20 protein-coding genes are annotated in these 26,494 nt (G+C 74.1%); 1 reads left to right on the plus strand and 19 read right to left on the minus strand.

The features are described 5' to 3' along the window. Window positions 1-92: 92 nt before the first annotated feature. The 5 genes from tsaE to glmS all read right to left on the minus strand — a co-directional run bounded on the left by tsaE (window position 93) and on the right by glmS (window position 6,220). Window positions 93-551 carry a tRNA (adenosine(37)-N6)-threonylcarbamoyltransferase complex ATPase subunit type 1 TsaE gene (tsaE, locus tag ACRAKH_RS31780; RefSeq protein WP_380727734.1) on the minus strand — a complete coding sequence of 153 codons (459 nt, stop codon included), beginning with the start codon at window positions 549-551 and terminating at the stop codon, window positions 93-95. After that, entirely contained in the window at window positions 548-1,651 is a 1,104-nt protein-coding gene (locus ACRAKH_RS31785; RefSeq protein WP_380727732.1) for an alpha/beta fold hydrolase, read from the minus strand. Before ACRAKH_RS31785 ends, tsaE begins: the two co-directional genes overlap by 4 nt. Next, complete coding sequence (alr, locus tag ACRAKH_RS31790) at window positions 1,648-2,838, minus strand: alanine racemase (protein ID WP_447009485.1); 1,191 nt, start codon at window positions 2,836-2,838, stop codon at window positions 1,648-1,650. Before alr ends, ACRAKH_RS31785 begins: the two co-directional genes overlap by 4 nt. Before the next feature lie 50 nt (window positions 2,839-2,888). Continuing rightward, window positions 2,889-4,283 (minus strand): NAD(P)H-hydrate dehydratase, encoded by a 1,395-nt coding sequence (locus tag ACRAKH_RS31795; protein WP_380727728.1) that lies wholly within the window; start codon window positions 4,281-4,283, stop codon window positions 2,889-2,891. Window positions 4,284-4,357: 74 nt separating this feature from the next. Further along, entirely contained in the window at window positions 4,358-6,220 is a 1,863-nt protein-coding gene (glmS, locus tag ACRAKH_RS31800) for a glutamine--fructose-6-phosphate transaminase (isomerizing) (protein ID WP_380727726.1), read from the minus strand. A 134-nt stretch (window positions 6,221-6,354) separates the two neighbouring features. Here glmS and ACRAKH_RS31805 point away from each other — a divergent pair, with 134 nt between their 5' ends. After that, window positions 6,355-7,170, plus strand: coding sequence for a dienelactone hydrolase family protein (locus ACRAKH_RS31805; protein ID WP_447009486.1), 816 nt, complete (start codon window positions 6,355-6,357; stop codon window positions 7,168-7,170). A gap of 58 nt (window positions 7,171-7,228) precedes the next feature. Here ACRAKH_RS31805 and ACRAKH_RS31810 read toward each other — a convergent pair whose 3' ends face one another. From ACRAKH_RS31810 to ACRAKH_RS31875, 14 genes are all read right to left on the minus strand, one after another. Next, the gene (locus tag ACRAKH_RS31810; RefSeq protein WP_380727722.1) at window positions 7,229-7,684 is read right to left on the minus strand and encodes a hypothetical protein; all 456 of its coding nucleotides are present in this window, start codon (window positions 7,682-7,684) and stop codon (window positions 7,229-7,231) included. A gap of 3 nt (window positions 7,685-7,687) precedes the next feature. Then, complete coding sequence (locus tag ACRAKH_RS31815) at window positions 7,688-10,555, minus strand: hypothetical protein (protein ID WP_447009487.1); 2,868 nt, start codon at window positions 10,553-10,555, stop codon at window positions 7,688-7,690. Window positions 10,556-10,559: 4 nt separating this feature from the next. Continuing rightward, entirely contained in the window at window positions 10,560-10,853 is a 294-nt protein-coding gene (locus ACRAKH_RS31820) for a hypothetical protein (RefSeq protein ID WP_380729646.1), read from the minus strand. Between the two features lie 205 nt (window positions 10,854-11,058). Next, window positions 11,059-11,523: a hypothetical protein gene (locus ACRAKH_RS31825; RefSeq protein ID WP_380729647.1), complete on the minus strand. Its 465-nt coding sequence runs from the start codon at window positions 11,521-11,523 to the stop codon at window positions 11,059-11,061. Window positions 11,524-11,544: 21 nt separating this feature from the next. Then, window positions 11,545-12,879: a phosphoglucosamine mutase gene (gene glmM, locus ACRAKH_RS31830; RefSeq protein WP_380729649.1), complete on the minus strand. Its 1,335-nt coding sequence runs from the start codon at window positions 12,877-12,879 to the stop codon at window positions 11,545-11,547. Window positions 12,880-13,021: 142 nt separating this feature from the next. Continuing rightward, window positions 13,022-13,624, minus strand: coding sequence for a 30S ribosomal protein S9 (gene rpsI / locus ACRAKH_RS31835; RefSeq protein ID WP_380729651.1), 603 nt, complete (start codon window positions 13,622-13,624; stop codon window positions 13,022-13,024). Further along, window positions 13,621-14,064 (minus strand): 50S ribosomal protein L13, encoded by a 444-nt coding sequence (gene rplM / locus ACRAKH_RS31840; RefSeq protein ID WP_033436749.1) that lies wholly within the window; start codon window positions 14,062-14,064, stop codon window positions 13,621-13,623. The genes rpsI and rplM overlap by 4 nt, the downstream gene beginning before the upstream one ends. A gap of 320 nt (window positions 14,065-14,384) precedes the next feature. Beyond that, entirely contained in the window at window positions 14,385-14,672 is a 288-nt protein-coding gene (locus ACRAKH_RS31845; RefSeq protein ID WP_380729653.1) for a WXG100 family type VII secretion target, read from the minus strand. An 81-nt stretch (window positions 14,673-14,753) separates the two neighbouring features. Beyond that, the gene (locus tag ACRAKH_RS31850; RefSeq protein ID WP_380729655.1) at window positions 14,754-15,065 is read right to left on the minus strand and encodes a WXG100 family type VII secretion target; all 312 of its coding nucleotides are present in this window, start codon (window positions 15,063-15,065) and stop codon (window positions 14,754-14,756) included. Window positions 15,066-15,215: 150 nt separating this feature from the next. Continuing rightward, the gene (locus ACRAKH_RS31855) at window positions 15,216-15,638 is read right to left on the minus strand and encodes a hypothetical protein (RefSeq protein WP_447009488.1); all 423 of its coding nucleotides are present in this window, start codon (window positions 15,636-15,638) and stop codon (window positions 15,216-15,218) included. A gap of 14 nt (window positions 15,639-15,652) precedes the next feature. Further along, entirely contained in the window at window positions 15,653-17,455 is a 1,803-nt protein-coding gene (locus ACRAKH_RS31860) for a type VII secretion-associated protein (RefSeq protein ID WP_380730299.1), read from the minus strand. Beyond that, window positions 17,452-20,382, minus strand: a complete 2,931-nt coding sequence (locus ACRAKH_RS31865) for a BTAD domain-containing putative transcriptional regulator (RefSeq protein ID WP_447009489.1) — start codon at window positions 20,380-20,382, stop codon at window positions 17,452-17,454. Before ACRAKH_RS31865 ends, ACRAKH_RS31860 begins: the two co-directional genes overlap by 4 nt. A gap of 177 nt (window positions 20,383-20,559) precedes the next feature. Then, window positions 20,560-23,349 (minus strand): AfsR/SARP family transcriptional regulator, encoded by a 2,790-nt coding sequence (locus ACRAKH_RS31870; protein ID WP_380727042.1) that lies wholly within the window; start codon window positions 23,347-23,349, stop codon window positions 20,560-20,562. Beyond that, window positions 23,346-26,105, minus strand: coding sequence for a BTAD domain-containing putative transcriptional regulator (locus ACRAKH_RS31875; protein ID WP_447009490.1), 2,760 nt, complete (start codon window positions 26,103-26,105; stop codon window positions 23,346-23,348). The genes ACRAKH_RS31870 and ACRAKH_RS31875 overlap by 4 nt, the downstream gene beginning before the upstream one ends. Window positions 26,106-26,494 lie beyond the last annotated feature (389 nt).

Below are 26,494 nucleotides of genomic sequence, written 5' to 3' on the forward strand. Positions count from 1 at the left end.
CATGGCGACCGAGCCGCCGCCTGCGAAGCAGCGGCAATCCAACACCACCGACTTCATGGCGACCGAGCCGCCGCCTGCGAAGCAGCGGCAATTCAGGCCGGCAGTTCCCGCCCCACCCACGCGCCGTGCGGGTGGAGGTGGGCGATCCGCACGTCGTCGTCCCGCCGTTCCAGCCTGATCAGCAGGTGGTCCTCGGACAGCCGCTCCGCCGCGCCCTCGCCCCACTCGACGGCCACCACCGCGTCCACCAGGTCGGTGTCCAGGTCGAGGTCGTCCAGCTCGTCCAGGTGCCCGCCGAGCCGGTAGGCGTCGACGTGCACCAGCGGCACGCCGCGTCCGCCCGGCGCGGGGTCGTGCACGCGGGCGATCACGAACGTCGGGGAGCTGACCCGACCCGCCACGCCCATCCCGGCCGCGAGTCCGCGCACCAGCGCCGTCTTGCCCGCGCCCAACGGGCCGGACAGCAGCACCAGGTCACCGCCCCGCACCAGACCACCCAGCTTGCGCCCGAACTCCTCGGTGTCCCCCACCTCGGGGAGCGTCACGCTCACGCTCGTCGCCACCACCGCTGCCCGCTTTCCGACCGTTCGGCGGCACTGCGCCGAACCAGACCGACCAGGTGCCCGGTGACCAGGTCGGGTTGTTCCAACATCAGCATGTGGCCCGCCCCGGACACGCGGACCAGTTCACCGTGCGGCATCTCCTCGGCCATCCGCTCGGCGTGCGAGAACGGCGTCAGCTTGTCCGCGTCGCCGCTGATCACCAGCACCTCGCAGTGCCGCAGACCGGCCAGCGCCTTGTACCGGTTGTGGGTGCCCAGGGTCTCCAGGAACTCGGTGAGCACCTGCACCGTGGCGCGGCTCAGCATCTGCTCCATCAGGTCGACCAGCGACGGGCTCACCTTGCGGTCGCCGAACGCGAACGCCCGGATGCCGCTCCACGTCAGCGTCGTCGCCCGCCGCCGCACCCACTCCACCAGACCGGGTTGCAGGCCCGCGATCCGGCCGACGCCGAGCGTCACCGGGTTGTAGCGGGACAGCACCGACTTCGGCAGGCCCGCGCCGCCGACCGCGCCCGCCGCCGTGCCGACGAGCGCGACGCCGCGCACCCGCTCGGCGAACAGCTCGGGCCGCTGCTCCGCCAACGCCATGATCGTCATGCCGCCCATGGAGTGGCCGACGAGCACCAGCGGGCCGTCGGGCGCGATCGAGCGGATGACCGCGTCGAGGTCCCTGGCGCACTGGTCGATCGTGCTGCCCTCGGCGGTGGACCGGCCGGACCGGCCGTGGCTGCGCTGGTCGTAGAGGACCTGGCGGACGCGCGGCCCGGTCAGCGGGGCCAGATCGCGGCGCTGGAAGTGCCAGCAGCGGCGGTCCAGCGCGAAGCCGTGCACGAGGACGACGGTGACGTCGGGCTTGCCGCCGTCCTCCGGGTCGACCTCCTCGACGGAGAGCGGCACGCCGTCGTCCGCCGCGACGGTCGACTCGCGGGTCGGGGTGAGGCGGCCCAGTGGTTCGTCGGCGAGCGGGTCGGCGGCCAGGCGGTCGTGGGTGACCTTCTTCTGGTTCGCGGCCACGCCGACGGCGACGCCGGTAGCCGCCGCGCCGAGGATGCCGCCGGCCCACCCGACGGCCTTCCACACCGTGTTCACCGGGGTGTCCCCGTGGCCGCGTGGGCGGTGACCTCCGCCGCCGGACCGGCGCCGTCGCCGGAGCCGACGCCCGCCGCCGCGCGCGTGCCGGTGTACGTCCGGGCCACGCGCGGCCGGTACATGCCGGTCACGATCTCGTAGTCGATGGTGCCCGTGGTGTCGGCCCACTCGCGGGCGGTCGGCTCGCCGCGGTCGCCGGGTCCGAACAGCACGACCTCGTCCCCCTCGGCCACGGCGTCGTCGCCGCAGTCGACCACGACCTGGTCCATGCAGACCCGGCCGACGATCGGGCGACGCCGGCCGCGCAGCCAGACGTCCATCCGGTTGGAGAGGCTGCGCGGCACGCCGTCGGCGTACCCGACGGGCACCAGGGCCAGGTTCGTGTCGGCCTTCGCGGTCCAGCTCAGGCCGTAGGACACGGACTCGCCGGCCGGGACGCGCTTGGCCAGGGCGACCGTTGACCGGAACGTCATCACCGGGCGCAGGTCGGCCGGCGCCGGCACGGGGTTGAGGCCGTAGATCGCGATGCCCGGCCGGACGAGGTCGAAGTGCAGGTCGGGGCGGGTGATGAGGGCGGCGGAGTTGGCGAGGTGCCGGCGCGGGTCGAGGCCCGCGGCGACGGCTTCGCGGTACGCGTCGTCGAACCGCTCGGCCTGGGCGTCGGTGGCGGGGTGGCCGATCTCGTCGGCGACCGCCAGGTGTGACCAGATCGAGTGAACTTCGACGGTGCGGGTGCGGGCGGCCCGCTCGACCAGCTCGGCCCAGCCGGCGGCCGGGCAGCCGTTGCGCGACAACCCGGTGTCGATCTTCAGGTGGACGCGGGCGGTGCGGCCGGCCCTCGCGGCGGCGGCGGCGACGTCGTCGAGCTGCGCGATCGAGGAGACGGAGAGGTCCACGCCCTGCTCCACGCCGGGCGCGTAGTCCGTGCCGGGCGGGTCGAGCCAGGCCAGGATCGGCACGGTGAGGCCGGCCGCGCGCAGCGCGAGGGCTTCGGCGAGCGAGCACGACCCGAGCCACGTGGCGCCGGCCTCGACGGCCGCTCTCGCGATCTCCACGGCGCCGTGGCCGTACCCGTCCGCCTTGACGATCGCCATGGTGTCGGCGGACGCGGCCAGGCCGTCGAGGTGCGCGACGTTGTGCCGGAGGTGGTCGAGGTCGATCACGACCTCAGCGCGGGGAGCAGCCATAACACCGCTCATGGTGACACAGCGCCCCCACGCGGGTTCGCGGTGCCGGGTCAGAGCGGGCGGACGGCGCGGATGGCGTCGGGGAGGGCGCGCAGGAGGGCCCCGGCGGGGATCGGCGCGCCGTCGGCGGCCAGGTCGGCGGCCAGGACGTGCAGCTTCGCGGCGCACCCCGCGGCGAGCACCGGGTCCAGCCGGGCGGCGAGCAGCGAGCCCAGCACGCCGGACAGGACGTCACCCGATCCGGCGGTCGCGGCCCACGACGAGCGGGCGCGGTTGACGAGGACGCGGCCGTCGGGCCCGGCGACGACGGTGGCGTGCCCCTTCAGCAGCACGACGGCGTTGAACTTCTCGGCGGCCCGGCGGGCGGCGGCCACCCGGTCGTGGCCGACGGGCCCGACCAGCCGCTCGTACTCGCGGTCGTGCGGCGTCAGCACGAGCGGGGTGTCGGGGTCGCGCGCGTCCCACAGGTCCGGGTTGTTGGCGAGCATGGTGATCGCGTCGGCGTCCGCGCAGACCGGCACGCCGGCCTCCAGGACGGCGCGCAGGACCGCTTCCGCGCCCAGCCCGGTGCCGAGGCCGGGACCGACGACCCACGCCTGCACGCGGCCGGCGTCCGTGATCGACCCGGTGCAGATGGCCTCGGGCCACCGGGCCCGCACGTCCTCGGCCGCCGCGCCCGCGTACCGGACCATGCCGGACGTGGCCAGCAGCGCGGCGCCGGTCGCCAGCACGGCCGCGCCGGGGTAGGTGGCCGAACCGGCGGCGATCCCGGTGACGCCCTGGGTGTACTTGTCGTCCTCCGGGCCCGGCACCGGCCAGAACAGGCCGACATCGTCGACGTCGAGCTCGATCAGGTCGGGGCCGCCCAGCTCGTCGTCCAGCCCGAGGTCGACCAGCCGCACGTCGCCGCAGTCGGCCAGGGCGTGCACGGGCTTCAGGCAGCCGAACGTGACGGTGGTGTGCGCGCGCACGGCCGGCCCGGTGATCGCGCCGGTGTCGGGGTCGACGCCGCTGGGCAGGTCCACCGCGAGCACGGGGGCGTCGAGGTTCGCGACGTGCTCGGCGGCGTCCGGGCGCAGCGGTCCGCGCGCCGAGAGGCCCACGATCCCGTCGATCACCAGGTCGACGTCGGCCAGTTTCGACACCACCCGACCGCCGACGCGGCGGAACGCGGCCAAGCCCTCGGCGTGCGCACGATCAGGGGACAGCAGGACGGCGGACACGGCCACACCGCGCTTGCGGAGGTAGTAGCCGGCCCACAACGCGTCGCCGCCGTTGTTGCCCGCGCCGACGAGCAAGCCGACCCGCCGCCGGCCGGCGAGCAGCTCCGCCGCGACGACCGCCACGCCGAACGCCGCCCGCCGCATCAGCGCGCCCGGCGGCACGACCGCCATGACGCGTTCCTCCGCCGCCCTGACCCGTTCCGCCGTCCACAGACCCCGCATGGGCCAAGCCTGCCCTACTCCGCGGCGCCCTACTCGACGGCGTGCTGCTCTCCGGTGTCCTGCTCTCCGGCGCCCTACTCGACGGTGACCGACTTGGCGAGGTTGCGGGGCTTGTCCACGTCGTAGCCGCGGCTGCGCGCGATCTCCGCCGCCAGCACCTGCAACGGCACGGTGGAGATCAGCGGCTGCAGCAACGTCGACACCGCCGGGATCTCGATCAGGTGATCCGCGAACGGGCGAACCGTCTCGTCGCCCTCTTCGGCGATCACGATCGTGCGGGCGCCGCGCGCCTGGATCTCCGAGATGTTCGAGACGAGCTTGGAGTGCAGCACCGCGCGGCCCTTGGGCGACGGCATGACCACGACGACCGGCAGGCCCTCTTCGATCAACGCGATCGGGCCGTGCTTCAGCTCGCCCGCCGCGAAGCCCTCGGCGTGCATGTACGCGAGTTCCTTCAGCTTCAGCGCGCCTTCCAGCGCCACCGGGTAGCCGACGTGCCGGCCGAGGAACAGCACGGCCTTCGAGTCGGCCAGCTCGCGGCCCAGCGCGCGCACCTGCTCGACCGTGCCGAGCACCTTCTGCACGGCGTCCGCCATCGCCTCCAGCTGGTGGAACTCCTGCGCGACCTCGTCCGGGTACTTGGTGCCGCGCGCCTGCGCGAGCGCCAGGCCGACGAGGTAGTTCGCGGCGATCTGGGCGAGGAACGCCTTCGTGGACGCCACCCCGATCTCCGGCCCGGCGTGCGTGTAGAGCACGGCGTCGGACTCGCGCGGGATCTGCGCGCCGTTCGTGTTGCACACCGCGAGCACGCGCGCCTTCTGCGACCGGGCGTGCCGGACGGCCTCCAGCGTGTCGGCGGTCTCGCCGGACTGCGACACGGCGACGACCAGCGTGTCGCGGTCCAGCACCGGGTCGCGGTAGCGGAACTCGCTGGCCAGCTCGACCTCGACGGGCAGCCGCGTCCAGTGCTCGATCGCGTACTTGGCGACCAGGCCGGAGTGGTAGGCCGAGCCGCAGGCGACGACGAACACCTTGTCCACGTCACGGAGGTCCTGGTCGGACAGGCGCTGCTCGTCCAGCACGATCCGGCCGTCGCGGAAGTGGCCGCGCAGCGTGTTCGCCAGCGCCTCCGGCTGCTCCTCGATCTCCTTGAGCATGAAGTACTCGTGGCCGCCCTTCTCGGCGGCCGACAGGTCCCAGTTGACCGTGAACGGCTTGGCCTGCGCGGGCTCGCCGTCGAAGTCGGTGACGGTGTAGCCGGCGCGGTCGATCACCACAACCTGGTCCTGGCCCAGCTCGACGGCCTCGCGCGTGTGCTCGATGAACGCGGACACGTCGCTCGCGACGAACGTCTCGCCCTCGCCGACGCCCACGACCAGCGGCGACGACCGGCGTGCGGCGACGACCAGGTCCGGCTGCTCGGCGTGCGTCACGACGAGGGTGAACGCGCCTTCGAGGCGGCGGACCACCGCGCGCACGCTCGCCGCGAGGTCGCCCTTGGTGTCACCCTCGTCGTACGCGCGGGCGATGAGGTGCGCCGTGGTCTCGGTGTCGGTGTCGCTGGCCATCTCGGTGCCGGCCGCTTCGAGCTCGGCGCGGAGGGCGGCGAAGTTCTCGATGATCCCGTTGTGCACGACGGCGACGCGGCCCGTCACGTCGCGGTGCGGGTGGGAGTTGCGGTCGATCGGCGCGCCGTGGGTCGCCCAGCGGGTGTGCCCCATGCCGGCGGTGCCCGCGAAGCCCTCCCGGCCGACCTCGTCGAGGCGGGCCTCCAGGTTCGTCAGCCGACCGGCCTTGCGCTCGACGGCCAGGCCGCCGTCGCCGTCGAGCACGGCGACGCCCGCCGAGTCGTAGCCCCGGTACTCCAGCCGCCGCAGCCCGTCGAGGACGACGTCGAGCGCCGAGCGGTGTCCCACGTATCCCACGATTCCGCACACGCCGCACAGAGTAACTAGACCAGGGCCGTAACCCGAAAGGGCCACTCTTCCGCGTTTGCCCAGGTCACACCCACAATTGGTGTAGACCAATCGGGACATGCGCGGCGGCGACGCGATCGACTACCGTTCACGCGGTGAGCGGCTACTCGGCGAAGCAGGTGCTCGACCAGCTCAGCAGGCCCGGCGACCACCAGGTGCTGCGCGGCGACCTGGCGTTGGTCGGCCTACCGGGCCTGGTCTACACGCCCGCGAGCGGCCTCGGGCTGCCCGCCGTCGCGTTCGGGCACGGCTGGTTGCAGCCGGTCAACCGCTATCGGGCGCTGCTGCGGCACCTGGCGTCGTGGGGCTTCGTCGCCGCCGCGCCCGGCACCCAGCGCGGCCCCCTGATGTCCTCCCGGCTGCTCGCCGGGAACCTCCGGACGACCCTCGACATCTGCACCGGCGTGCGCCTGGGCGACGGCGGGATCAGCGTCGACGCCGAGCGGCTCGCCGTGGCGGGCCACTCCATGGGCGGCGGCGCGGCCGTGCTCGCGGCGGCCGACGACCCGCGCGTGCGGGCCGTGGTGACGTTCGCCGCATCCGAGACCCGGCCGTCGGCCCTCGACGCCGCGCGGCGGGTCACCGTGCCGGGGTTGCACCTGGCCGGCGGCGAGGACCGCATCGCGCCGCCCGTGGGGCACGCCGAGGCCATCGCGGAGGCGTGGCAGGGGCCCGTGCAGCTGCGGTCGTTGCCGAAGACCAGCCACCTCGGGTTCGCCGAGGGGCGGCACTGGAGCGAGCTGCTGCTCGACGGCAAGGGCGAGCGGGCGGCGCAGAAGCTGGCCCGGGCCCTGACCACCGCGTTCCTGCTGCGGACCCTCAAGGGCGAGAAGAAGTGGGACGCGCTGCTGGACGGCGACGTCAAGGGCGCGCTGCTGAGCTACCGGCGCGGCGCGCTCGTCGCCCGCTGACCCCACCGCGACCGCGACGGCGGGAAGGGCGCCACCTCGGTGGCGCCCTTCCCGCTGCTCACCTGAGCCAGCTCTGCCCGCTGAGGTCGTCGTCATCGTCGTTGACCGGCGCGGCCCGACGACGGTGGGCCGCCGGCGGCGGCGACGGGGGCTGAGGGAACGACGGCGGCGGCTGCGGCGGCGCGTAGGGCGGAGCCGGGGCGACCGGGACGGCCGCCGTGTCCGGCTCGTCGTCCTCCGGGCCCAGCGCCAACTCCCCCGACGACTGCGGCCCGCGTTCCCACTGCGGCTTGCGCTGCGGCGGCTGACTGCCCGCGGCGGCCAACTGCTGCGCCTTCTCCTTCAGCGCGGCCCGCTCGGCCGCCAGGCGCTCGTCCCGCTCCTTCGCCTCGGCCGCCAGGCGCGCCTGGCTGTCCCGCAGCGCGCCGGTGACCTCGGCGTTGGCCCGCCGGAACCGGGCGGCCTGCTCCTCGAACGCCGCCTGCACCTTCGGGTCGACCACGATGACGCCCACCCGCTACCGACCTCCCTCGTCACCGAGCACGCTCTGGACGCGGCTGAGGCTCAGGTCGTCGTCGAACAGCGACCCGGTGGTCCGCCACTGGCTCGGGCTGCGCTCGTCGTCCCCGCCGCCCTGCTGCTGACCGCCGCCGGCCATGCCGCCGCCCATCATGCCGCCGGCCATGCCACCCGCCATGCCGCCGGGCTGGCCCGCGCTGTGACCGTCCTGCATGGACGGCAGCGTGGCCGAGCCGGGCTGGCCCGCCTGGGACGCGTTCGTGTCCGCCAGGCCGTGGTCCGCCGAGCCGCTGGACGGGCTGCTCCACGGGCTCTCCGCCGAACCGGACGACGAGCCGCCGAGGACCGAGTCCGCGCCGTCGAAGCCGCTCGGGCCGCCGCCGAGCACCGAGGCCCCCGACGTGGACGTGGTGCCCTCGGTGTTCACGGGCCCGAAGCCCTGGGAGAGGCCCTGGTCGAACCCGGCGGCGAAGCCGGGCTCGAAGCGCGGCGCGGAACCCTGGAAGCCCGGTCCCGAGGACGCGCCACCCGCGAAGCCGGAGTCGGCCGCGGCGGGCATGGTCGTGACGGGCTCGCTGAAGCCCGGCGTGAAACCGGGGTCCGCGGCGGCGGGCATCGTCGTGACGGGCTCGCTGAAGCCCGGCGTGAAACCGGGGTCCGCCCCGGCCGGCATCGTCGTGACCGGCTCGCCGACACCGGCGGGCGCGACCCCACCCTCGGCGGGCATGGTCGTCACCGGCTCGGTGAAGCCCGGCTCCGTGAAGCCGGGGGCGTCGGCCGGCATGGTGCCGATCAACGGCTCCGCCCGACCGGGTGCCCCGTCGCCCGGCAGGTCCGCGGGCAGCGGCACGGCGTTGTCCATGCCGGGGATGCCCGCCACGCCGCGGTCCGCCTCGTCCTCGCCGAACTCGACGCCGTACTCCTGCGGCTCGCCCTCGCCGTCGTCCACGGTGAGGTTGATCTCACCCGTCAGCGGGTCGACCTCGGCGGTGACCGCCAGGCCGTCCAGCTCGATCAGCGCCTTGCCGTCCGCGCCCGCCTCGACCGGGATCGCACCGTCGCCGCCACCACTGCCGGTGCCGGTGCCGGTGCCGCCGACCGCGCCGCCCTGGCCACCGACGGCGCCCGCCGCGCCCGTGGCGCCGCCGGCGGTCGCTCCCGCCAGCGCGCCGGCCAGCGCCGCGCCGCCGTTCTGGCCCATCAGTGCCTTCGCCGCGTCCGGGTTGTTGCTGAAGTCGACGTCGTAGGTCTTCGGCGGGCTCTGCGGCGTGTCGATGGTGATCTTGACGTGGCCGTTGGCGTCCGGCTCGGTGACCTTGATCTCGTTGGCGCCGCTCTTGATGGTGACGGTCTCCGGGGCCTCCTCGCCCTTCAGGCCGTCCGGCTTGCCGTCGGGCTTGCCGTCGCCGTCGAGGTCGTCCGGCTTGCCGTCGCCGTCGAGGTCGCCCGGCACGTCGGGCTTGCCGTCGCCGTCCTTGTCGAGCGGGTTCTCCGGCTTCGGGATCTCCGGCGTGCCGCCGCCGGGTGTGCCGCCGCCAGGGGTGCCGCCGCCAGGGGTGCCGCCACCGGGAGTGCCGCCGCCGGGCGTGCCGCCGCCAGGGGTGCCACCGGGCGTGCCGCCGCCGGGGTCCTTGGCCTTGTCCCGGGCGCCGCCGTCCTCGCTGAACGCGGGCGGGTCGCCGACCTGGCCGAACGGCTGGTCCTTGATCTGGCCTTCGAGCTGGCTGAACATCGTGTCGTACGAGCTCTGGACGCCGGTCTGCACCGCCTGGCAGTAGCCGTCGAACGCCTGCTTCTTGGTGTCGAACTCCTGGCACAGGCCGCGCAGCTTCTGCTTGGCCTCGTCCATCAGGCGCTGCCGGACCTCCTTGGCGTGGTCCGCCCACCCCATGAACTGGCCGATGACGCCGCCGACCGGACCGCCGAGCACGATGCCGATCGCGCCGCCGACGAGCATGTCCGGGATGCCGGAGAACCAGTCGCCGAGGCTGAAGTCGCTCTCGTTGATGTCGCCGCGGGCCATCCGGATCTGCTTGTTCGCCTCGTCCACCGACAGCCCGCCGCACTGCTCGGAGTACATGTCGTGGACGTGCTGCGCGTACTCCTTGACCTGCTGCTGCATCGTGCCGACAGCGGTCACGATGGTTCCCGGCGCGTTCTTGGTGTCCTGGATGAACGTGCCGGCGGTGTTGAGGAACTTGCTGTTGTACTGGTTGGCGGCCTGCGCGGCCTGCCCCTCCCAGGACGCGAGCCCGTTCCACGCCGTGCCGAGCCCGTTCTGGTGGTTGTCGAGGCTCGCGACCGCTTTGTTGATCTTGTCGGCGTCTTCGCGGAACTTGCCGAAGTCGATCTCGCGGACCTCGTCGTAGTTCCGGTAGACGTACGTGCTGAGGTCGGGCGCCTGGCCGTTGTGACCGGCCAGCGGCGCCGCCTGCTGGTAGATCGGGATGAACTTCTCGAAGAACCGCAGGCCGGGCGCCCCGGCGTCCAGCAGCTCGTCGGACGTGCGGAAGTCGCCCGTCTCGTTGAGCACCTTCTGCGTGCTGCCCAGCTCGCGCTCTTCCTTGGCCTTGCCGACGAGCTTGTCGGCCTCGCCGCCCTCCACCGTCCACGAGCCGTGGCGCGCTTCCTGCCCCGCGTTGAACGCGACGCTCCCGCCGAGGGTCACCGGCGCGAGCAGCACACCTCCCGTGTGCTGCCAGAAACCGGGGTCGTTGGGCACGTCGACGCCGTTGGCCTCGGCGTAGCGCCGCACGTCCTCTTCGCTGCCACCGGCGCCCGCCAGCGCGCGGACCAGTTCCTTCTTCGTCTCCGGCGTGACGTTGGGGTCGTCGAGGAGCTGCTTGATCTCGTTCTGGTCGGCCACCCGGTCACCCCTTGAACTGGTCGCTGGTGGCGGCTTCGTTGCTCTCGTACGTCTTCGCCACGTCCTTCAGGCGCAGCGCGACGTTGCTCGCCTCTCGACCGAACGTCTCCATGCTCGCCTGGAGGCGGTCGAAGTAGACCTTGTACTTCGTCTCGGTGCCCCGGAACTTGCGCCCCACCTGACCCGCGCCGACCCCCGGTGTCACGGAGTTCTTCAGCTGGATGATGTCCGCGCTGTGGTCCTCGTACTGCTTCGCAGCGTTCTGGAGTTCACCCGGCCCAACGCCGAAGCCCGCCATCGAATGCCTCCCCGTCTTCCCGGATCAGACGCCGGAAAGCCTGATCCGGTTCCGGCGAACAGGGTGCCGGCTCGAACCGGCCCGCAGTGCGCGAACCGCGAATTGCGGTTGCCCGAGCAAACCACCCTTCGCCACTTTCCGGCACGTCCGGGGGACATCGCTCACGATTCCGCGACCCACGCCGGCACGTCACCACGGCGGCACGTCACCGCGGCGGCGGGCCGTAACCGGGTTGGCCGGGCGGGCCTTGCGGCGGCCCGTGATTCGGCGGGCCGGGCTGACCCTGGGGTGCGCCGTAGCCCGGCCGGCCCTGGGGCGGCCCATAACCCGGTTGCGGCTGACCTTGCGGCGGGCCGTAACCCGGCTGCGGTTGGCCCGGCTGACCTTGCGGCGACCCATAGCCCGGCTGCGGTTGGCCCGGCTGGCCATGAGGTGGGCCGTAACCCGGCTGCGGCGGACCGTGACCGGGTGCGGGCGGACCGTGAGGTGCGCCGTGAGGTGCGCCGTGACCGGGTGGGGGCGGGCCGTAGCCCGGCGGCCCCTGCGGCGGGTACGGGTGGCCCTGCTGCTGCCTGGCCCGCGCCTTCTTCGTGGACACCACGACCAGCCCCACCACGCCGACCACGAGCACGAACAGGACGATCAGCAGCGTCCTGGGTCCGATGATCACCGGCACACCCCCCGATCGGCGTCAGCGCACCGAGGAAACCACACCGGCCAACCGCTGCGCGGCGGACTCGGCCAGCTCGTGGGTGGCGGCCTCCACCATGACCCGCACCAGCTGCTCGGTGCCGGACGGCCGCAGCAGCACGCGACCGGTCTCGCCCAGCTCCGCCGACACCGCGGCCACGGCCTCGTTCACCGCCGCGGCCTTCGCCACCGCCGCCTTGTCCGCGACGACCACGTTGATCAGCACCTGCGGCAGCCTGCGCATCACGCCCGCCAGCTCGGCCAGCGGCCGGCCGGTCTCCGCCATCCGCGACATCAGCCGCAACGCGGTCAGCAGGCCGTCGCCGGTGGTGGCGTGCGCCGGGAGGATCACGTGCCCGGACTGCTCGCCGCCCAGCGCGAACCCGCCCGCGCGCAGCTCCTCCAGCACGTACCGGTCGCCCACGGCGGTCGTCTTCAGCGTGATGCCGTGCTCGCGCATGGCCAGGTGCAGGCCGAGGTTGCTCATCACGGTGGCGACCAGCGTGTCGTCGGTCAGCTCGCCGTTCTCCTTCATGCCCAGCGCCAGCACGGCCATGACCTGGTCGCCGTCGAGGTCGTTGCCGTCGGCGTCGACCGCGACGCAGCGGTCCGCGTCACCGTCGTGGGCGATGCCCAGGTCCGCGCCGTGCTCGACCACCGCGGCACGCAGCTTCGCGACGTGGTTCGAGCCGCAGTCGTCGTTGATGTTCAGGCCGTCGGGCGCGGTGTGGATCTCGACCACCTCGGCGCCGGCGCGGCGGTAGGCGTCGGGCGCGGCCACGGACGCGGCGCCGTTCGCGCAGTCCACCACGACCTTCAGGCCGTCCAGGCGGTGCGGCGTGACCTTCACGAGGTGCTGCACGTACTGGCCCTCGGCGTCCTCGACGTCGCGGACCCGGCCGATGCCGGCGCCGGTCGGGCGGTGGTCGCGGACGCCCATCTTCTGCTCGATCTCGTCCTCGACCGCGTCGGGGAGCTTGTGCCCGCCCGCGGCGAACAGCTTGATGCCGTTGTCCGGCATGGGGTTGTGCGAGGCGGAGATCATCACGCCGACGTCGGCGCCCAGCGCGGACACCAGGTAGGCGACCGCCGGGGTGGGCAGCACGCCCGCGCGCAGCACGTCCGCGCCCGCCGATGTGAGGCCGGCCACCACCGCCGCCTCCAGCATCTCGCCGCTGGCCCGCGGGTCGCGGCCGACCACCGCGACCGGGCGGTGCGAGCGGTCGTGCTCGGCCAGCACGCGTGCCGCCGACGCGGCGATGGACAGCGCGAGTTCCGGGGTCAGGTCCGCGTTGGCGAGACCGCGTACGCCGTCGGTGCCGAACAGCCGAGCCATGATCGCCGTGACCTCCATGGTGAACCGACCGGACGCCGACGGCGCCGACGACCGGACTATCGGGAAAAAAGACTGCGGGAGCAGCAGTTCGACGAAGAACTGACTGCTCCCGCAGGATCGTGCTCGCTGTACCGGGTGAAGGTCAGCGCTTGCTGTACTGAGGCGCCTTGCGGGCCTTCTTCAGACCGTACTTCTTCCGCTCCTTGACCCGCGGGTCACGGGTGAGGAAGCCGGCCTTCTTCAGGACCGGGCGGTCCTCGGAGTCGACGGCGATCAGCGCACGCGCGATCGCGAGGCGCAGCGCGCCGGCCTGGCCGGTGGTGCCGCCGCCACGCAGGTTCGCGATGACGTCGAACGTCTCCGGCTTCTCCGTCGTCACCAGGGGCTCGCGGATGAGCTGCTGGTGCACCTTGTTCGGGAAGTAGTCCTCGAGGGACTTCCCGTTCAGGGTGAACTTGCCGGTGCCGGGGAGGAGCCGCACGCGGACGATCGCCTGCTTGCGGCGGCCGACGGTCTGCGCGAGGTGGTGCGCACCCGCGTTCAGGGTGTGCCGCACGACGGGCGCGGGCGCCTCTTCGACGACCTCGGCCTCGGTGGCCTCGGTGGCTTCCGCCTCCGGGGTCTCCGCCTCGGCCTCGGGGGCCTCGGCCACGGCGGCTTCGGTCTCGACGACGTCGGTCTCGACGGTGTCGAGCTCGGCCTCAGGGGTGGTCACGTCGCTGTCCTCGGTCTGCTGCTCGGTCACTGGGCGACCTTCTTGATCTCGAACGGCTGCGGCTGCTGCGCAGCGTGCGGGTGGTTCGGGCCCGTGTAGACCTTGAGCTTGCCCGCGATCGCGCGGCCGAGGCGGTTCTTGGGCAGCATGCCCTTGATCGCCTTCTCGACCAGCCGGTCGGCGCGGGTGTCGAGCACCTCGCCGAACGAGCGCTGGCTCAGGCCGCCCGGAAAACCGGAGTGCCGGTACACGAACTCCTGATCACGCTTCTTGCCGGTCAACGCCACCTTGTCCGCGTTGATGACGATGACGAAGTCACCGGTGTCAACGTGTGGGGCGTAAGTCGGCTTGTGCTTGCCGCGCAGCAGCGTCGCGGCCTGGGTGGCGAGCCGACCGAGCACCACGTCCTGGGCGTCGATCACGTGCCAGGTTCGGGTCACCTCGCCGGGCTTCGGGCTGTACGTGCGCACGGGTCTACCTCGTCGTCACTTGCGTCTGGGGTCATTGCGGCGGCTGCTCAGGCCAGAGACCCCAGGTGGGCAGAGGACCAGAACACGAGGTACGCACAGTGCGCACCAGTTACCGCACAACAACGTAGGAAGATACCGGTTGGGGTCGGGGCGGGTCAAAACGGCCCCTCCCGAACCCGGTGAAACCGTGGTGGGAGCCGTCCCTCGACCCGTCGTCCACCGGTCCACGACCGGCCTGGGCCGGCTGGAAACGCGTGCGCGGGCCCCGAATCCTCGAGGATTCCGGGGCCCGCGGAGGGGTCACACGAGAGTGACGCGGTTCACCAACGCGCGCTGTTCTTCTGCTCGGCGGCGTTGTAGGCGTCGTTGGCCGACGCGACCGCGGCGCCGACGGAGGCCAGCACCTGCTGGAGGTCGGCGGCCGAGGTGTTCCACTTGGCCTGCGCCTCGGCGTAGGCGCCGGACGAGGCACCTTCCCACTGGGCGATGACCGGGTCGATGCGGCTCTTCAGGTCGTCGAGGGCCTGCTGCACCTGGTTGGCCTGGGAGGCGATGTCACCCGCGGCCGTGGCGAGGGCCGCGAAGTTCACCTTGATCATGTCGTTCATGGATTCCCCTTGAAACTCAAGTCCGAGACAATTGGGTCAAATGCGGTGAAACAGGGGGCGAGCGAAAAGGAAATCGCTGGATCAGCCGCCGAGACGACCGGCGATCTGCGACATCTCCTGCGCCTGCTCCTCTTCCTGCTGCACGTAGGTCTGCGTGGTGCCGGTGATCTGCTCGGCGATCGAGACGAGGGCCTCCTGCAGCTTGGCCGCGTCGTCGTTGAAGCGCTCCATGAGCTTGTTGAACGCGTCCGCCGCCGAGCCCTTCCACGCGCCGCTCACCGAGTCGATGGTGTTGCGGAGGTTGTTCAGGGTGCCCTGGACGGCCTCGTTCGTGGACATGATGTCCTTGGCGGCGTTCTGGAGCTCCGGAATTCCGGTTGCGTAACCAGACATTGGGTGCGACCCCCTTGGTCGTAGCGTTCAGGCGTCCGTACTTGGTTCGTACGCCTCTTACGACGCAGACCATGCCACGGGCGGTTCCGCACTGTCGCGACTTCTCGGGAAGTCGTTGCGGTTGTAAACGCACCGGGTGCGGAACCGCGGTCAGTAGAGGATTCGCGCGTGCGAAAAGTCCTCGTCATCGCCACGTTCGGGGGGCAGTTGGCCACTCGGGCCGGCCACCGCGCGGGAACCGAGCACGGGTCGAGGCGGGGCTTCATTTGCATTCGCGTCCGTTTGCTCGCGCGATTTCTCCGGCGCGAGCAGTTCGGCGGCGGGCGGCAGGTCCTCGACGGGGAGGCCGCGGTGCTGTCGGAAACCGGTGGCGACCCGCCGCACGTCCTCGGACGTCGGCGCGTTGCGGTCCGGCTTCACCTGCCGGGCGCGGGCCTGCTCGGCCAGCTCGCGGTTGCGGTCGCGCTGGGCCGCGGTCTTCGCGCCGGCGGCGGCCGCCGCGCGCCGGCCCCGGGTCACCGCGGCGTCGAGGTCGGAGCGGAACCGGGCGAAGGCCTCCGGGATGCCGGTCATCACATTCCCCACAGTCAGCTGGTCACGGTCAGCGTGCGGACGACGTGCCCGCACGCGGCGCGGACCCGGTCGGGCCCGTCCTCCGGGTACTGGCACCCGACGCTGACCTGGACGTCGTCCTGGAACAGGACGTACCAGTCGATGATGGCCGGGCCCGCCACTTCCCGGTAGTAAACGACATCCTTGTCCGCGAAGCGCGCGGAAGGGTCGAAGTCGGACACGTTCGACCGCTGGTCGTACTGCTCGCGCAACTCGGTCTCGGCCCGTCCCCGGTCCCGCGTGGCGTCGTAGTCGAGCTTGCGCTCCTCCACCGCGATGACGTCCAGCTCCGACTCCGGCGCCTCCGGCTTGATCAGCACCTTGCGGGTCTCGACGTCGCCTCCGGTCTGCTGCCAGCCGACCGGCGCGGTGAAGCTGTAGTCGTACTGGGCGATGGTGCGGCCCTCGGCGGTGGCCGACGGGGTGGTCGTCGCGGCGGTGGGCGTCGTCCCGCCGGTCGCGCCGCCGCCCTGCGCGAGCAGGAACGCCACCGACGCGCCGACGACCACGCACACCGCGACGACGGCGATGACGAGCACCGGCAGCCTGCTCTTGCGCGGGGGCGGAGGAGGCGGAGGGGGCGGCTGGGGGAAGAAGCCCGGCTGCGGGAACCCGGACGGCGGCGTGATCCGCCGGGTGATCTTCCGGGTCTGGTCGCCGGTGAGCTTCTGCGTGACGTCGCCCTGGCCGGCCGGCAGCGCGCCGGTGCGCAGCGGGTCCGCGCTCACCGCCCGCAGCGCGCCCCGCGCGACCACGGTCTCCGGCTGGTCGATGCTCGTCGGCACCACGCCGGACTGCTCCAGCACCAGCCGGGCGACCAGCGGGATGCGGCTCGACCCGCCGACCAGGAACACGCCGGCCAGCCCGCGCGGGTCCAGCCCGGCGTCGCGCACCACCGCCACGACCAGCGCGGCGGCCCGGGTGAGCGGGGCGGCGATCAGGCGTTCCAGGTCGGTCCGGGTGACGTGGGCGTCGGGGAACGGCGGCGGCATCGGCACGTCGGTGTAGGCGTGCCGGGACAGCGTCTCCTTCGCGCCGCGCACGTCCTGGCGCAGCACCCGGCGCTTGCGTCGGTCGGCCATCTCGCGGCCCTCGACGAGCTGCCGCCACGCGTCCGGGTCGCCCGGCGCGACCAGCGAGCCGATGTGCTCCAGCAACGCCTGGTCGATGTCCGCGCCGCCGAACGCGGGGTCGCCCTTGGTCGCGGGCACCCGGAACGCGCTGCCCTGGCGGGTGACCACGCTGGCGTCGACGGTGCCGCCGCCCAGGTCGAGCACGGCGAGCGCGGCGCCGTCCGGGATGGCGTGGGTCGCCGAGTGGAACACGGCCGCGGCCACCGGCTCGGGCACCAGCCGGATCTCCTGGCCCAGGCCCCGCGCGGCCTGCAGCAGCACGCGGGTGCGGATCGCGCCCCAGTCGGCGGGGTGGGTGAGGACGAGCAGGTCGACCCGCGCGCCGCCGGCGACGCGCCGCGCCTCGTCCACGGCGCGCGTGAGCACGGCCCGCACGACGTCGACCACGGGCAGCACGCTGGTGCCGAGCAGCAGCTCGCCCTCGTCGATGCGGCGCTTGGGGTGCGGCTCGTAGCGGGACGGGTCGACGGCCGCCTGGCGCTCCGCCTCCTGGCCGACGAACAGCGTGCCGTCGGCCGCCGCGAACACCGCCGAGGGCACGATCGGCTGACCGTCGACCACGACGACCTGCGGTTCCCGGCCGTGCAGGGACATCGCGACGCAGGTGCTGGACGTGCCGAAGTCCACCGCCACGTGCAAGCTCATCCGTCATCCCCTCGTCGGCCGGGGCGGGCCTGCATATGCATACCCCACGAGGCCGACGGTCCGTCGGCTGGTCGCGCGATCGCCTCCGCGGCGCGGTCGAAGGCGGCCTCCATGCGCTCGACCGCCCGCGCGGCGCCGACGTCGCGGTACTCCCGCAGGGCCGGTTCCAGCACGCGCACCGCGTCCTCGGGCCGGTCCAGCGCCAGGTACCCCTCGGCCATCGACGCGACCGCGTTCGCCGCGCCGATGGCCTCGCCGATCTCGACGAACTGCCGGTACGCCCCCGCCGCGAGCCGCACGCCCTCGGCGTGGTCGCCGGCGGCCACCGCGACCCGGCCGGCGAGGCTCGTGACGTAGCCGGCGCCGCGGGGGTCGTCGATCAGGTCGAGCAGCTCCATCGCCCGCGCCGCCGCCGCCACCGCGCGGTCCAGGTCGTCGTTGTCCAGCGCGCACCGGGCGACGCCGTAGTGCACCTGCACCTCGGGCAGCGTGAGCCCGAGGTCGCGGCAGATCGCCAGCGCCTCGTCGAAGTAGGCCAACGACTCCTCGTAGTGCCCGGACTCGCCGAGCAGCAGGGCGAGTTCCCGCACGGCCGAGCAGTACGCCGTCCGGGAGCCGCTGCGGCGGGCCACCGCGACGGCCCGGCGGCCCAGGTCGAGCGCCGGCTCCCGGCCCTGCATGTGGCGGTAGTGCGCGAGCGTGGCGAGGGCGAGCGCCTCGCCGACCGGGTCGCCGTGCCGGTGGTAGCCGTCGACGCACTCCTCCAGCACGCGCAGCACGTCGTCCTCGATCGACCTCTTCAGCAGCTGCAGCGCGCGGTGGTACTCCATCCGCCACGCCAGGGCGGCTTCGCCGTCGGCGCGCACGGCGTCGCGGGCCAGGCCCGCCAGCTCCACCACCCGGTCGTGCGGGATGTAGACGTCGAGGTACCTCATGGTGCGCAGGAAGAGGTCCGTGGCCACCACGCCCCAGCCGCGGCGGCTCGCCGTCTCGATCGCGCGCTCCAGCTGGACCTGCTCGATCAGCAGCCACTTGACGCCGTCCGCGGTCAGCCGCGCGACCTCCCGCGGCGTGAGCGCGTCCGACGGCTCGACCCGGTCCAGCGGGACCTCGTCGACGGTGACGGTCAGCCGCCGGCACGCGGCGTCCGCCAGCGCCGTCAGCGCGGCGAGGTAGTCGCGCAGGGCCGCCGTGCCGCCCTCGTCGGCGGCGGCCAGCTCGGCGGCGTACACGGCCAGGATGTCGTGCAGCCGGTACCGCGGCTCGCCGGTGGCGTCACGGCCCACCTCCTCCAGGAGGTTGGCCTCGACCAGCCGCTCCACCACCGGCTCCACGTCGTCCAGCCCGGTCAGCGCCCGAACCACCCAGGACGCCACGTCGGACGCGCCGAGCAGGCCCAGCCTGCGGAACGCCAGCGCCGCGTCCGGCGGCAGCGCCTCGTAGCTCAGCGCCAGGCTGGCCCGGACCTCCAGGTCTCCCGCGGCCAGCTCGTCGAGCCTGCGGCGCTCGTCGGCGAGCCGGGCGGCCAGCGTGGCCAGCGGCAGCGACCGGCGTGCGGCCAGGCGCGCGCCCACGATCCGCAGCGCCAGGGGCAACCCGCCGCACGCCTCCACGATCGCGACCGCGGCGCGCGGTTCCTCCGCGACGCGCTGCGGGCCGATCATCCGCGTCAGCAGGGCGACGCCCGAGGCGGCGGCCAGCGGCGGCACCCGCAGGCTCCGGATGCCCGGCAAGCCCGCGAGCTGGTGCCGGCTGCTGATCAGCACGGCGCCGCTCGCCGTGCCCGGCAACAGGTCCTTGACCTGGTCGAACCCCGCCGCGTCGTCCAGCACGAGCAGCACCGCGCGGTCCGCGACGCGGGACCGGAACGCGGCGGCGCGCGCCTCCAGCCGGTCCGGGATGGCCGACGGGTTGAGGCCGACCGCCGTCAGCAGCTCCGCCAGCACCTCGGCCGGGTCGCGCGGGTCGCCGCCCGCGCCGTCGAGCCGGACGAACAGCTGGCCGTCGGGGAACCTGCGCCGCAGGGCGTGCGCGATCCGGATCGTCAGGGTGCTCTTGCCCGTGCCGGGCGCGCCGGTGATCGCGACCACCGGCACCGCCGTGCCGGACGGGTCGCCGACGAGCAGCGCCGCCGCCTCCGAGTACAGGTCGTCGCGCCCGATGAAGTCGGACGTGTCCGGCGGCAGCTGGCAGAGCGCCGTCCACGGCGTCAGCGCGGGCGCCGGCTCGGGGTCGCCGGACAGCACGGTCCGGTGCACCGCGCGCAGGTACTCGCTCGGGTCGACGCCCAGCTCGTCGGCCAGCAGGTCGCGCACCGCGCGGAACGCGGCCAGCGCCTCCGCCTGCTGGTCGCTGCCGTGCAGGGCGAGCACCAGCTGGCCCCAGAACCGTTCCCGCAACGGGTGGGCCCGGGTCAGCGAGCGCAGCTCGGGCAGCAGGTCGCCGAACCGGCCGGCCGCCAGGTCGGCCTCGATCCGGCGTTCCAGCACGACCAGCCGCTCCTCCAGCAGCGGCTCGACCTCCTCCGCGTGCAGCACGTCCGACCGCACGTCCGACAGGGGGTCGCCGCGCCACAGCGCGAGCGCCTCGGCGTGCCGCCCGTCCGCCGCGAGGGCCCGGAACCGGTGCAGGTCCAGCGCGTCCGGGTCGACCTCGGCGACGTACCCGTTGGTGGTCGTGCGGACCACGTTCGCGTCGCCGAGCGCCTGGCGCAGCCGCCGGACCACCATCTGCAGCGTGGGCCGGACCCGGTCCGGGCCCGGCGCGCCGTCCTCCCACAGCCGGTCGGCCAGCGTGTCCACGGGCACCGGCTGGTTGGCGCGCAGCAACAACGTCGCGAGGAGCACCCGCGCCCGTCCGGCCGGGATCGTGAGCCGCACGCCGTCGTGCCACGCCTCCAGCGGTCCGAGGACGTTGAACCGCGTCACGGGCGGGTCGCCGACCCGGCGCGGGGGACGTGCCGACGGCCGCCGCGCCCGGAGTCCCCCCGGGAGCGCCGGCGGTGTTGACCCGGTCGCCATACCCCTCCCCTGCGGTGCCAGTCTACGAACCACCGGGCTCGGCGCGAGTCGGCACGACGGGGCCGGGACGCCCGGACGCGCAGGTCAGCCGTCCTGCCCGACCCTGGCCCGAAGCTCCTCCGCCCGGTCGCTGTCGAGCCGTTCGTACAGGTCGATCGCCCGCTTCCAGTGCTCCACGGCCGTCGCCCGGTCGCCCCGCCGGTCGAACACGTCCGCCATGCCGGCCAGCGCGGCGGCGTGCGACCACGGGATGGTCGCCTGGTCCAGGGTGCCGAGCGTGCGCCGGAAGTAGTCCAGCGCCTCGTCCAGCCGCCCTTCCTTGCGGTGGATCTCCGCCACGATGGTCGCCGCCTCGGCCGTGCCGGTCGCGTCCGCCAGCCGCTCCAGCACGGCCAGCGCCTTCATGGCGGCCGCCAGCGCCTCGTCCTCCCGGCCGAGCGCGCTCAGGGGCTGGGCCATCTCCATGAACGCGGCGGCCTCGGCGTGCTCGTCCCGGACCTGCACGCTCACCGCGATCGCCTCCCGGTAGCGCTCGATCGACTCCTCGTGCCGGCCCAGCTTCATCAACGACGACGCCACGTTGCACAGGGTGAGCGTGACGTTGGCCAGCTGACCCTTCTCCATCTGGATGCGGGCGCCGCGCTCCCCGTGCTCCAGCGCCTCCTCGTGCCGCCCCATGTGGTCGAGGCAGGCGCAGATGTTGCCCAGCAGGACGGCGGCGGTGACGTGGTCGCCGTCTGCCTCCATCAGGTCGTACGCCTCGCGGAACTGGCTCAGCGCCTCCTCGTTCCGCCCGGACGCCCAGTACCCGCCGGCCAACCCGCTGAGGACGCGCGCGCGGGCCCGGTCGTCGCCCAGCCTCTCGGTGGCGGCGAGGGCGGTCTCGTGGGTGGAGATCCAGTCCGAGACGTGGCCGCCGTGGTAGTAGAAGCCCCAGAGCAGGTAGGGCAGCTGCCACGCGTGCTCGTCCAGCCCGTGGCGGGCGGCGTGGCCCACGGCGGCGGCGATGTTCTCGCGCTCCGCCTCGAACCACTCCACGGCCGGCCCCGCCGTGGTGAACCCCGGCAGCTCCAGCGACGCGTCCGGCTCGCGCACCGGCAGCCGCGCCCGGTTGGGGTACAGCGCCTCGTCGCCCGCCTTCACCACGGCCAGGTAGTAGTCGAGCAGCCGGACCACCGCGGCGTCGTCCGGCTCGGCGGTCTCCTGCGCGTAGTGGCGGACCAGGTCGTGCAGCCGGAACCGGCCCTGGCGGGGTTCCTCCACCAGGTTCACCTCGACCAGCGCGCCCAGCACGTCGTCCACCACGTCCGCGGGCAGCCCTGACAGCGCCGCGCCGGAGTACCGGTCGACGTCCTCGCCGACGTGGCGGCCCAGCGCCCGGAACACGCGCCGCTGCACGTCGTCCAGCGTCCGGTAGGACACGGCGAACGCCGAGGCGACGTCGCGGTCGTCGGCGGCGAACTCGCGCAGCCGCCGCCGCTCGTCGCGCATGCGGTCGATGAGGTACTCCGCCGTCCACGCCGCGCGGTGGTTCAGCCGGGCCGCCGCGAGCCGGATCGCCAGCGGCAGGTGCCCGCACAGCTCCACCAGCCGGGCCAGCGTGGCGGCGTCCAACGTGGACCGGCCCGCCACCTGCCGGAACAGGTCGGCGGCGACCGGGCCGGGCAGCACCGGCAGCGACAACGCGTGGCTGCCGTCCAGACCGACGAGCCTGCGCCTGCTCGTCACGATCACCAGGCAGCCCGGCGCGGACGGCAGCAGCGCGCGGACCTGCACCGCGTCGAACGCGTTGTCCAGCACGACGACCGCCCGCAGCCCGGCCATCTCCGAGCGCCACAGCGCCACCCGCTCGTCGAGCCCGACCGGGACGCGCTCGCGCGGCACGCCCAGCGAGTACAGCAGCACGGCGAGCGCGTCGCGCGTCTCCCGCGGCTGCCGCCCCTCGGTGTAGCCGTGCAGGTCGATGTAGAACCGGCCGTCGGGGTACCGGTCGGCGAGCAGGTGCGCGGCGTGCACCGCGAAGGCGGTCTTCCCCACGCCGGCCATGCCGTCCACCGCGCACACCAGCCCGCGCTCGGCGACCCGGGCGACCGTCGCCAGCTCCTCGGCGCGCCCGGTGAAGTCGGGCAGGTCGCGGGGCAGGTGGTCGCGCAGGCGGACGGCCGGCGCGCCGCCGTCGTCCTCGGCCAGCAGCTCCGCGTGCAGCGCCCGCAGCTCCGGCCCCGGTTCGACGCCCAGCTCGGCGGTGAGGACCGCCCGCATCTCCAGGTACGCGGTCAACGCCTCGGCGCGCCGGCCGGAGGCGCGCAACGCGGTCAACAGCTGCGCCCAGAACCGCTCCCGCAGCGGGTGCTGCTTGGTCAGCGACCGCAGCTCGGCCACGAGGTCGGGGCCGAGACCGGCGGCCGGCTCGGCGTCGAAGCGGCGCTCCAGCACGCCGAGGCGCTCCTCCAGCAGCGGCTCGACCTCGTCGCGGTGCAGGGAGTCCGACGCCACGTCGGACAGCGGCGTGCCCCGCCACAGCTCCAGCGCCTCGGCGAACCGGCCCTCGGCGACCAGGTCGCGGAACTCGCGCAGGTCCAGCGCGCCCGGCGGCAGGTCGGCCAGGTAGCCGCCGGTGGTCGTGCGCACCACGTTCGCCTCGCCCAACGCCTGGCGCAGGCGCCGCACGACCATCTGCAACGTGGCCTTGGCGCGGTCCGGGTTGGGCGCCTCGCCGTCCCACAGCCGGTCGACCAGCTCGTCGGCCGACACCGGCTGGTTCGCCCGCAGCAACAGGACCGCGAGCAGGAGGCGGGCCCGCCCGGCCGGCACCGGGACGCGCCGCCCGCCGTGCCACACCTCCAGCGGCCCGAGGACGTTGAACCTGATCACGTGGCCGCCACGGCCCGGGAACCGGGACGCCCGCCCGGCGCCGTGTCGTCGAGCCGGGACAGCCGCGCCTCGACGTCCGCCACGAACGACTCCTGGAGGCTGCCGGCGAGCCCCATGACGCGGGCCAGCGCGCGGCGGGCCTCGCCGACGTCGCCCAACGCCTCCTCCGCCTCCGCCAGGTGCACGAGCACCTGCGCCTCCAGCACCACGGACCCGCTCTTGCGGAACAGGTCGGCCGACTCGCGGAAGTAGCCGACCGCCTCGCCGTGGTCGCCCGCCCGGTGGTGCGCCCAACCGATGTTGTCCAGCACGTTCGCCTCGCCGTAGGTGTGCCCGAGCGCGCGCTGCTGTTCGAGCGCGCGGTGTCCCATCTCCAGCGCCTTCGGGTAGTCGCCCAGGTGCGAGTGGTAGAGGCTGATCGCGCTCATCGTGCCCGCGACCCCGAACGGGAAGCCCACCGCCTTGTAGTGCTCCAGCGCGCGCTGCCCGTGCTCCAGGGCGGCCCGCGGATCGCCCGCGTTCTCGCACAGGAACGCCATGCCGCGGTGCGCGTCGCCGAGTCCCCGCCGGTCGCCCAGGCCCTCGAACAGCACGAGGCCCTGCTCCAAGGCCGCCCGCGCCGCCTCCGGGTCGCCGGTCATCTGCAGGGCGACGCTGGAGTGGTGCTTGATCGTCGCCAGCGCCCGGCCGTCGCCCTCCCGGACCGCGTACCGCTCCGCCTCGCCGAGCATCGCGAGCCAGTCGTGCCACTGGCCCCGGCGGTCGAACACCGTGCCGAGCGTCCAGCACAGGTGCCACGACAGCAGGCCGTGCCCCGTCTCCGCCGCACGGGTGGAGGTCGACAGGAGCACCGGGTACTCCAGGTCGATCCAGCGCCACGCCGCCGGGTCGTCCGCGGGCTCGTGGGCGACGGCGCCCGGCGGCAGCGGCTCCAGCCGCACCGGGCTCGTGTCCCGCTGGGGGTGGATGCGCTTGACCGCGTTGAACGCGGAGTGCAGGTAGAAGCCGAGCACGCGGGCCCGTGCCGCGTCCCGCTCCTCGGGCGGGTCGGCGTCGGCCTCGGTCGCCGCGTAGGCGCGCAGCAGGTCGTGGAACGCGAACCGGCCGGGCGCGACCTCGGTGAGCAGGTGCAACCGGGCCAGCTCGGCCAGCGCCGCCGCGGCCTCCGCGGTCGGCACGGCGGCCAGGCTCGCCGCCGACGGCACCGAGATCACCGGACCGGGGTGCACGTCGAGCAGCCGGAACATCCGGGCCGCCCGCGCCGAGAGCGCCCGGTACGACCACGACAGCACCGCCCGCACGCCCTGCTCGTCGCCCGCGTCGAGGCCCGCCATCCGGCCCCACTCGTCGGCCAGCTCGTCGGCCAGCGACGCGAGCCGGAAGCCGGGGTTCAGGGCGGCCCGCGCCGACACCGTGGCCAGCGCCAGCGGCAGGCCGCCGCACAGCTCGACCAGCCGCCGCACCGCCGCCGGCTCCTGACCCGTCCGCGACACGCCCACCACGCGCTCCACCAGCCGGCGCGCCTCGACGTCCGGCATGACGTCCAGCGTGAGCGGCACGGCGCCGACCCGCACCAGCTCGCCGAGCTGGTTGCGGCTGGTGACCAGCACGAAGCAGCTCGTCCCGCCCGGCAGCAGCGGCAGCACCTGGTCGGCGTCCCGCGCGTTGTCGAGCACCACCAGCACCTTCCGGCCGGCCAGCTTGGACCGGTAGAGCGCGGCCTGGTCCGCCGGGCGGGTCGGCACGCGCTCCGCCTTCACCCCCAGCGCCTCCAGGAACCCCCGCAACGCCTCGCCGACGTCCAGAGGCGCGTTCGCCGGGTCGAACCCGCGCAGGTTCACGTACAGCCTGCCGTCCGGGAACCGGTCGGCGACCCGCTCGGCCCAGCGCAGCGCCAGCGCCGTCTTGCCGATGCCGCCCGTGCCGCGGACGGCGGAGATGACCGCGGCGCCCGCCGACCGGTCCAGCAGCGCCGTGAGCCGGTCCAGCTCGTCGTCCCGGCCGACGAAGTGCGCCGGGTGGGCCGGGATCTGGTGCGGCACGACGACGTCCGGCTCACCGTCCGCGATCACCACGCGGTGCGCCTCCCGCAGGCTCGGCCCCGGGTCCGCGCCCAGCTCCTCGGCCAGCAGCTCGCGCACCTCCGCGTAGGCGGCCAGCGCCTCCGCCCGCCGGTCGGACCCGTGCAGCGCGTGCACGAGCTGCGCCCAGAACCGCTCCCGCAACGGGTGCCGGCCGGTGAGCGCGCGCAGCTCGGCGACGAGGTCGGCGGCACGGCCCGCGGCGAGGTCGGCGTCCACGCGCCGTTCCAGCGCCGCCAGCCGCTCCTCCGCGAGCGGCGCGACGTGGTCGCGGTGCAGCGTGTCGGAGCGCACGTCGGACAGCGGCTCGCCGCGCCACAGGTCCAGCGCCTCGCCGAACCGCCCGGCGGCGATCAGCTCGCGGAAGCGGTGCAGGTCGAGCGCGTCCGGGTCGATCTCGGCGACGTACCCGCCGCTCGCCGTGCCGACGACGTCCGCCGGACCGAGCGACCGGCGCAGCCGCAGCACGGCCATGTGCAGGGACGACCGGGCGCGGGCGAGGTTGGGCGGCCCGTTCTCCCACAGCAGGTCGACGAGGTCGTCCGCGGGCACGACCCGGTTGTGGTGGAGCAGCAGCGCCGAGAGGAGCACCCGGGCGCCGCCGGCGGGGACCGCGACCGGCTCCCCGCGGTGCCGCACTTCGAGGGGGCCGAGCACCTTGAACTCCGTCTCCACGCGCCTCCCCCTCCTCCTGGGACCGCTCCCGCGACCCGTTGGGCATTGGGCCGGCCAGAGCATAGGGCAGTCGTCCGACAGCGGAGAGGCACATGTGAGTCAAGTGTGAGCGCCCTGGGGCACAGTTCCACCCGGTCACCGACCCACCGACCCCACGGCGCGACGGCAGTCGACAGCGGGGGGTACCGCCGTCGACGCAGGTGGGACGGCCGCCCCGAGCGGGCGTGCCCGGAGGTGACGGCACGGTCCGCGGCCGGCCGGGCGCTCCCCCGCCAAGCCGGCCGCGGACCTTCCCCGCCAACGCGAAGGCCCCGCCAACGCGGAAGGCCCCGCCAACGCGGAAGGTCGCCCCAACGCGAAGGCCCGTCAACGCGGAAGGCCCCGCCGAA

It is taken from the genome of Saccharothrix hoggarensis (assembly GCF_052936025.1).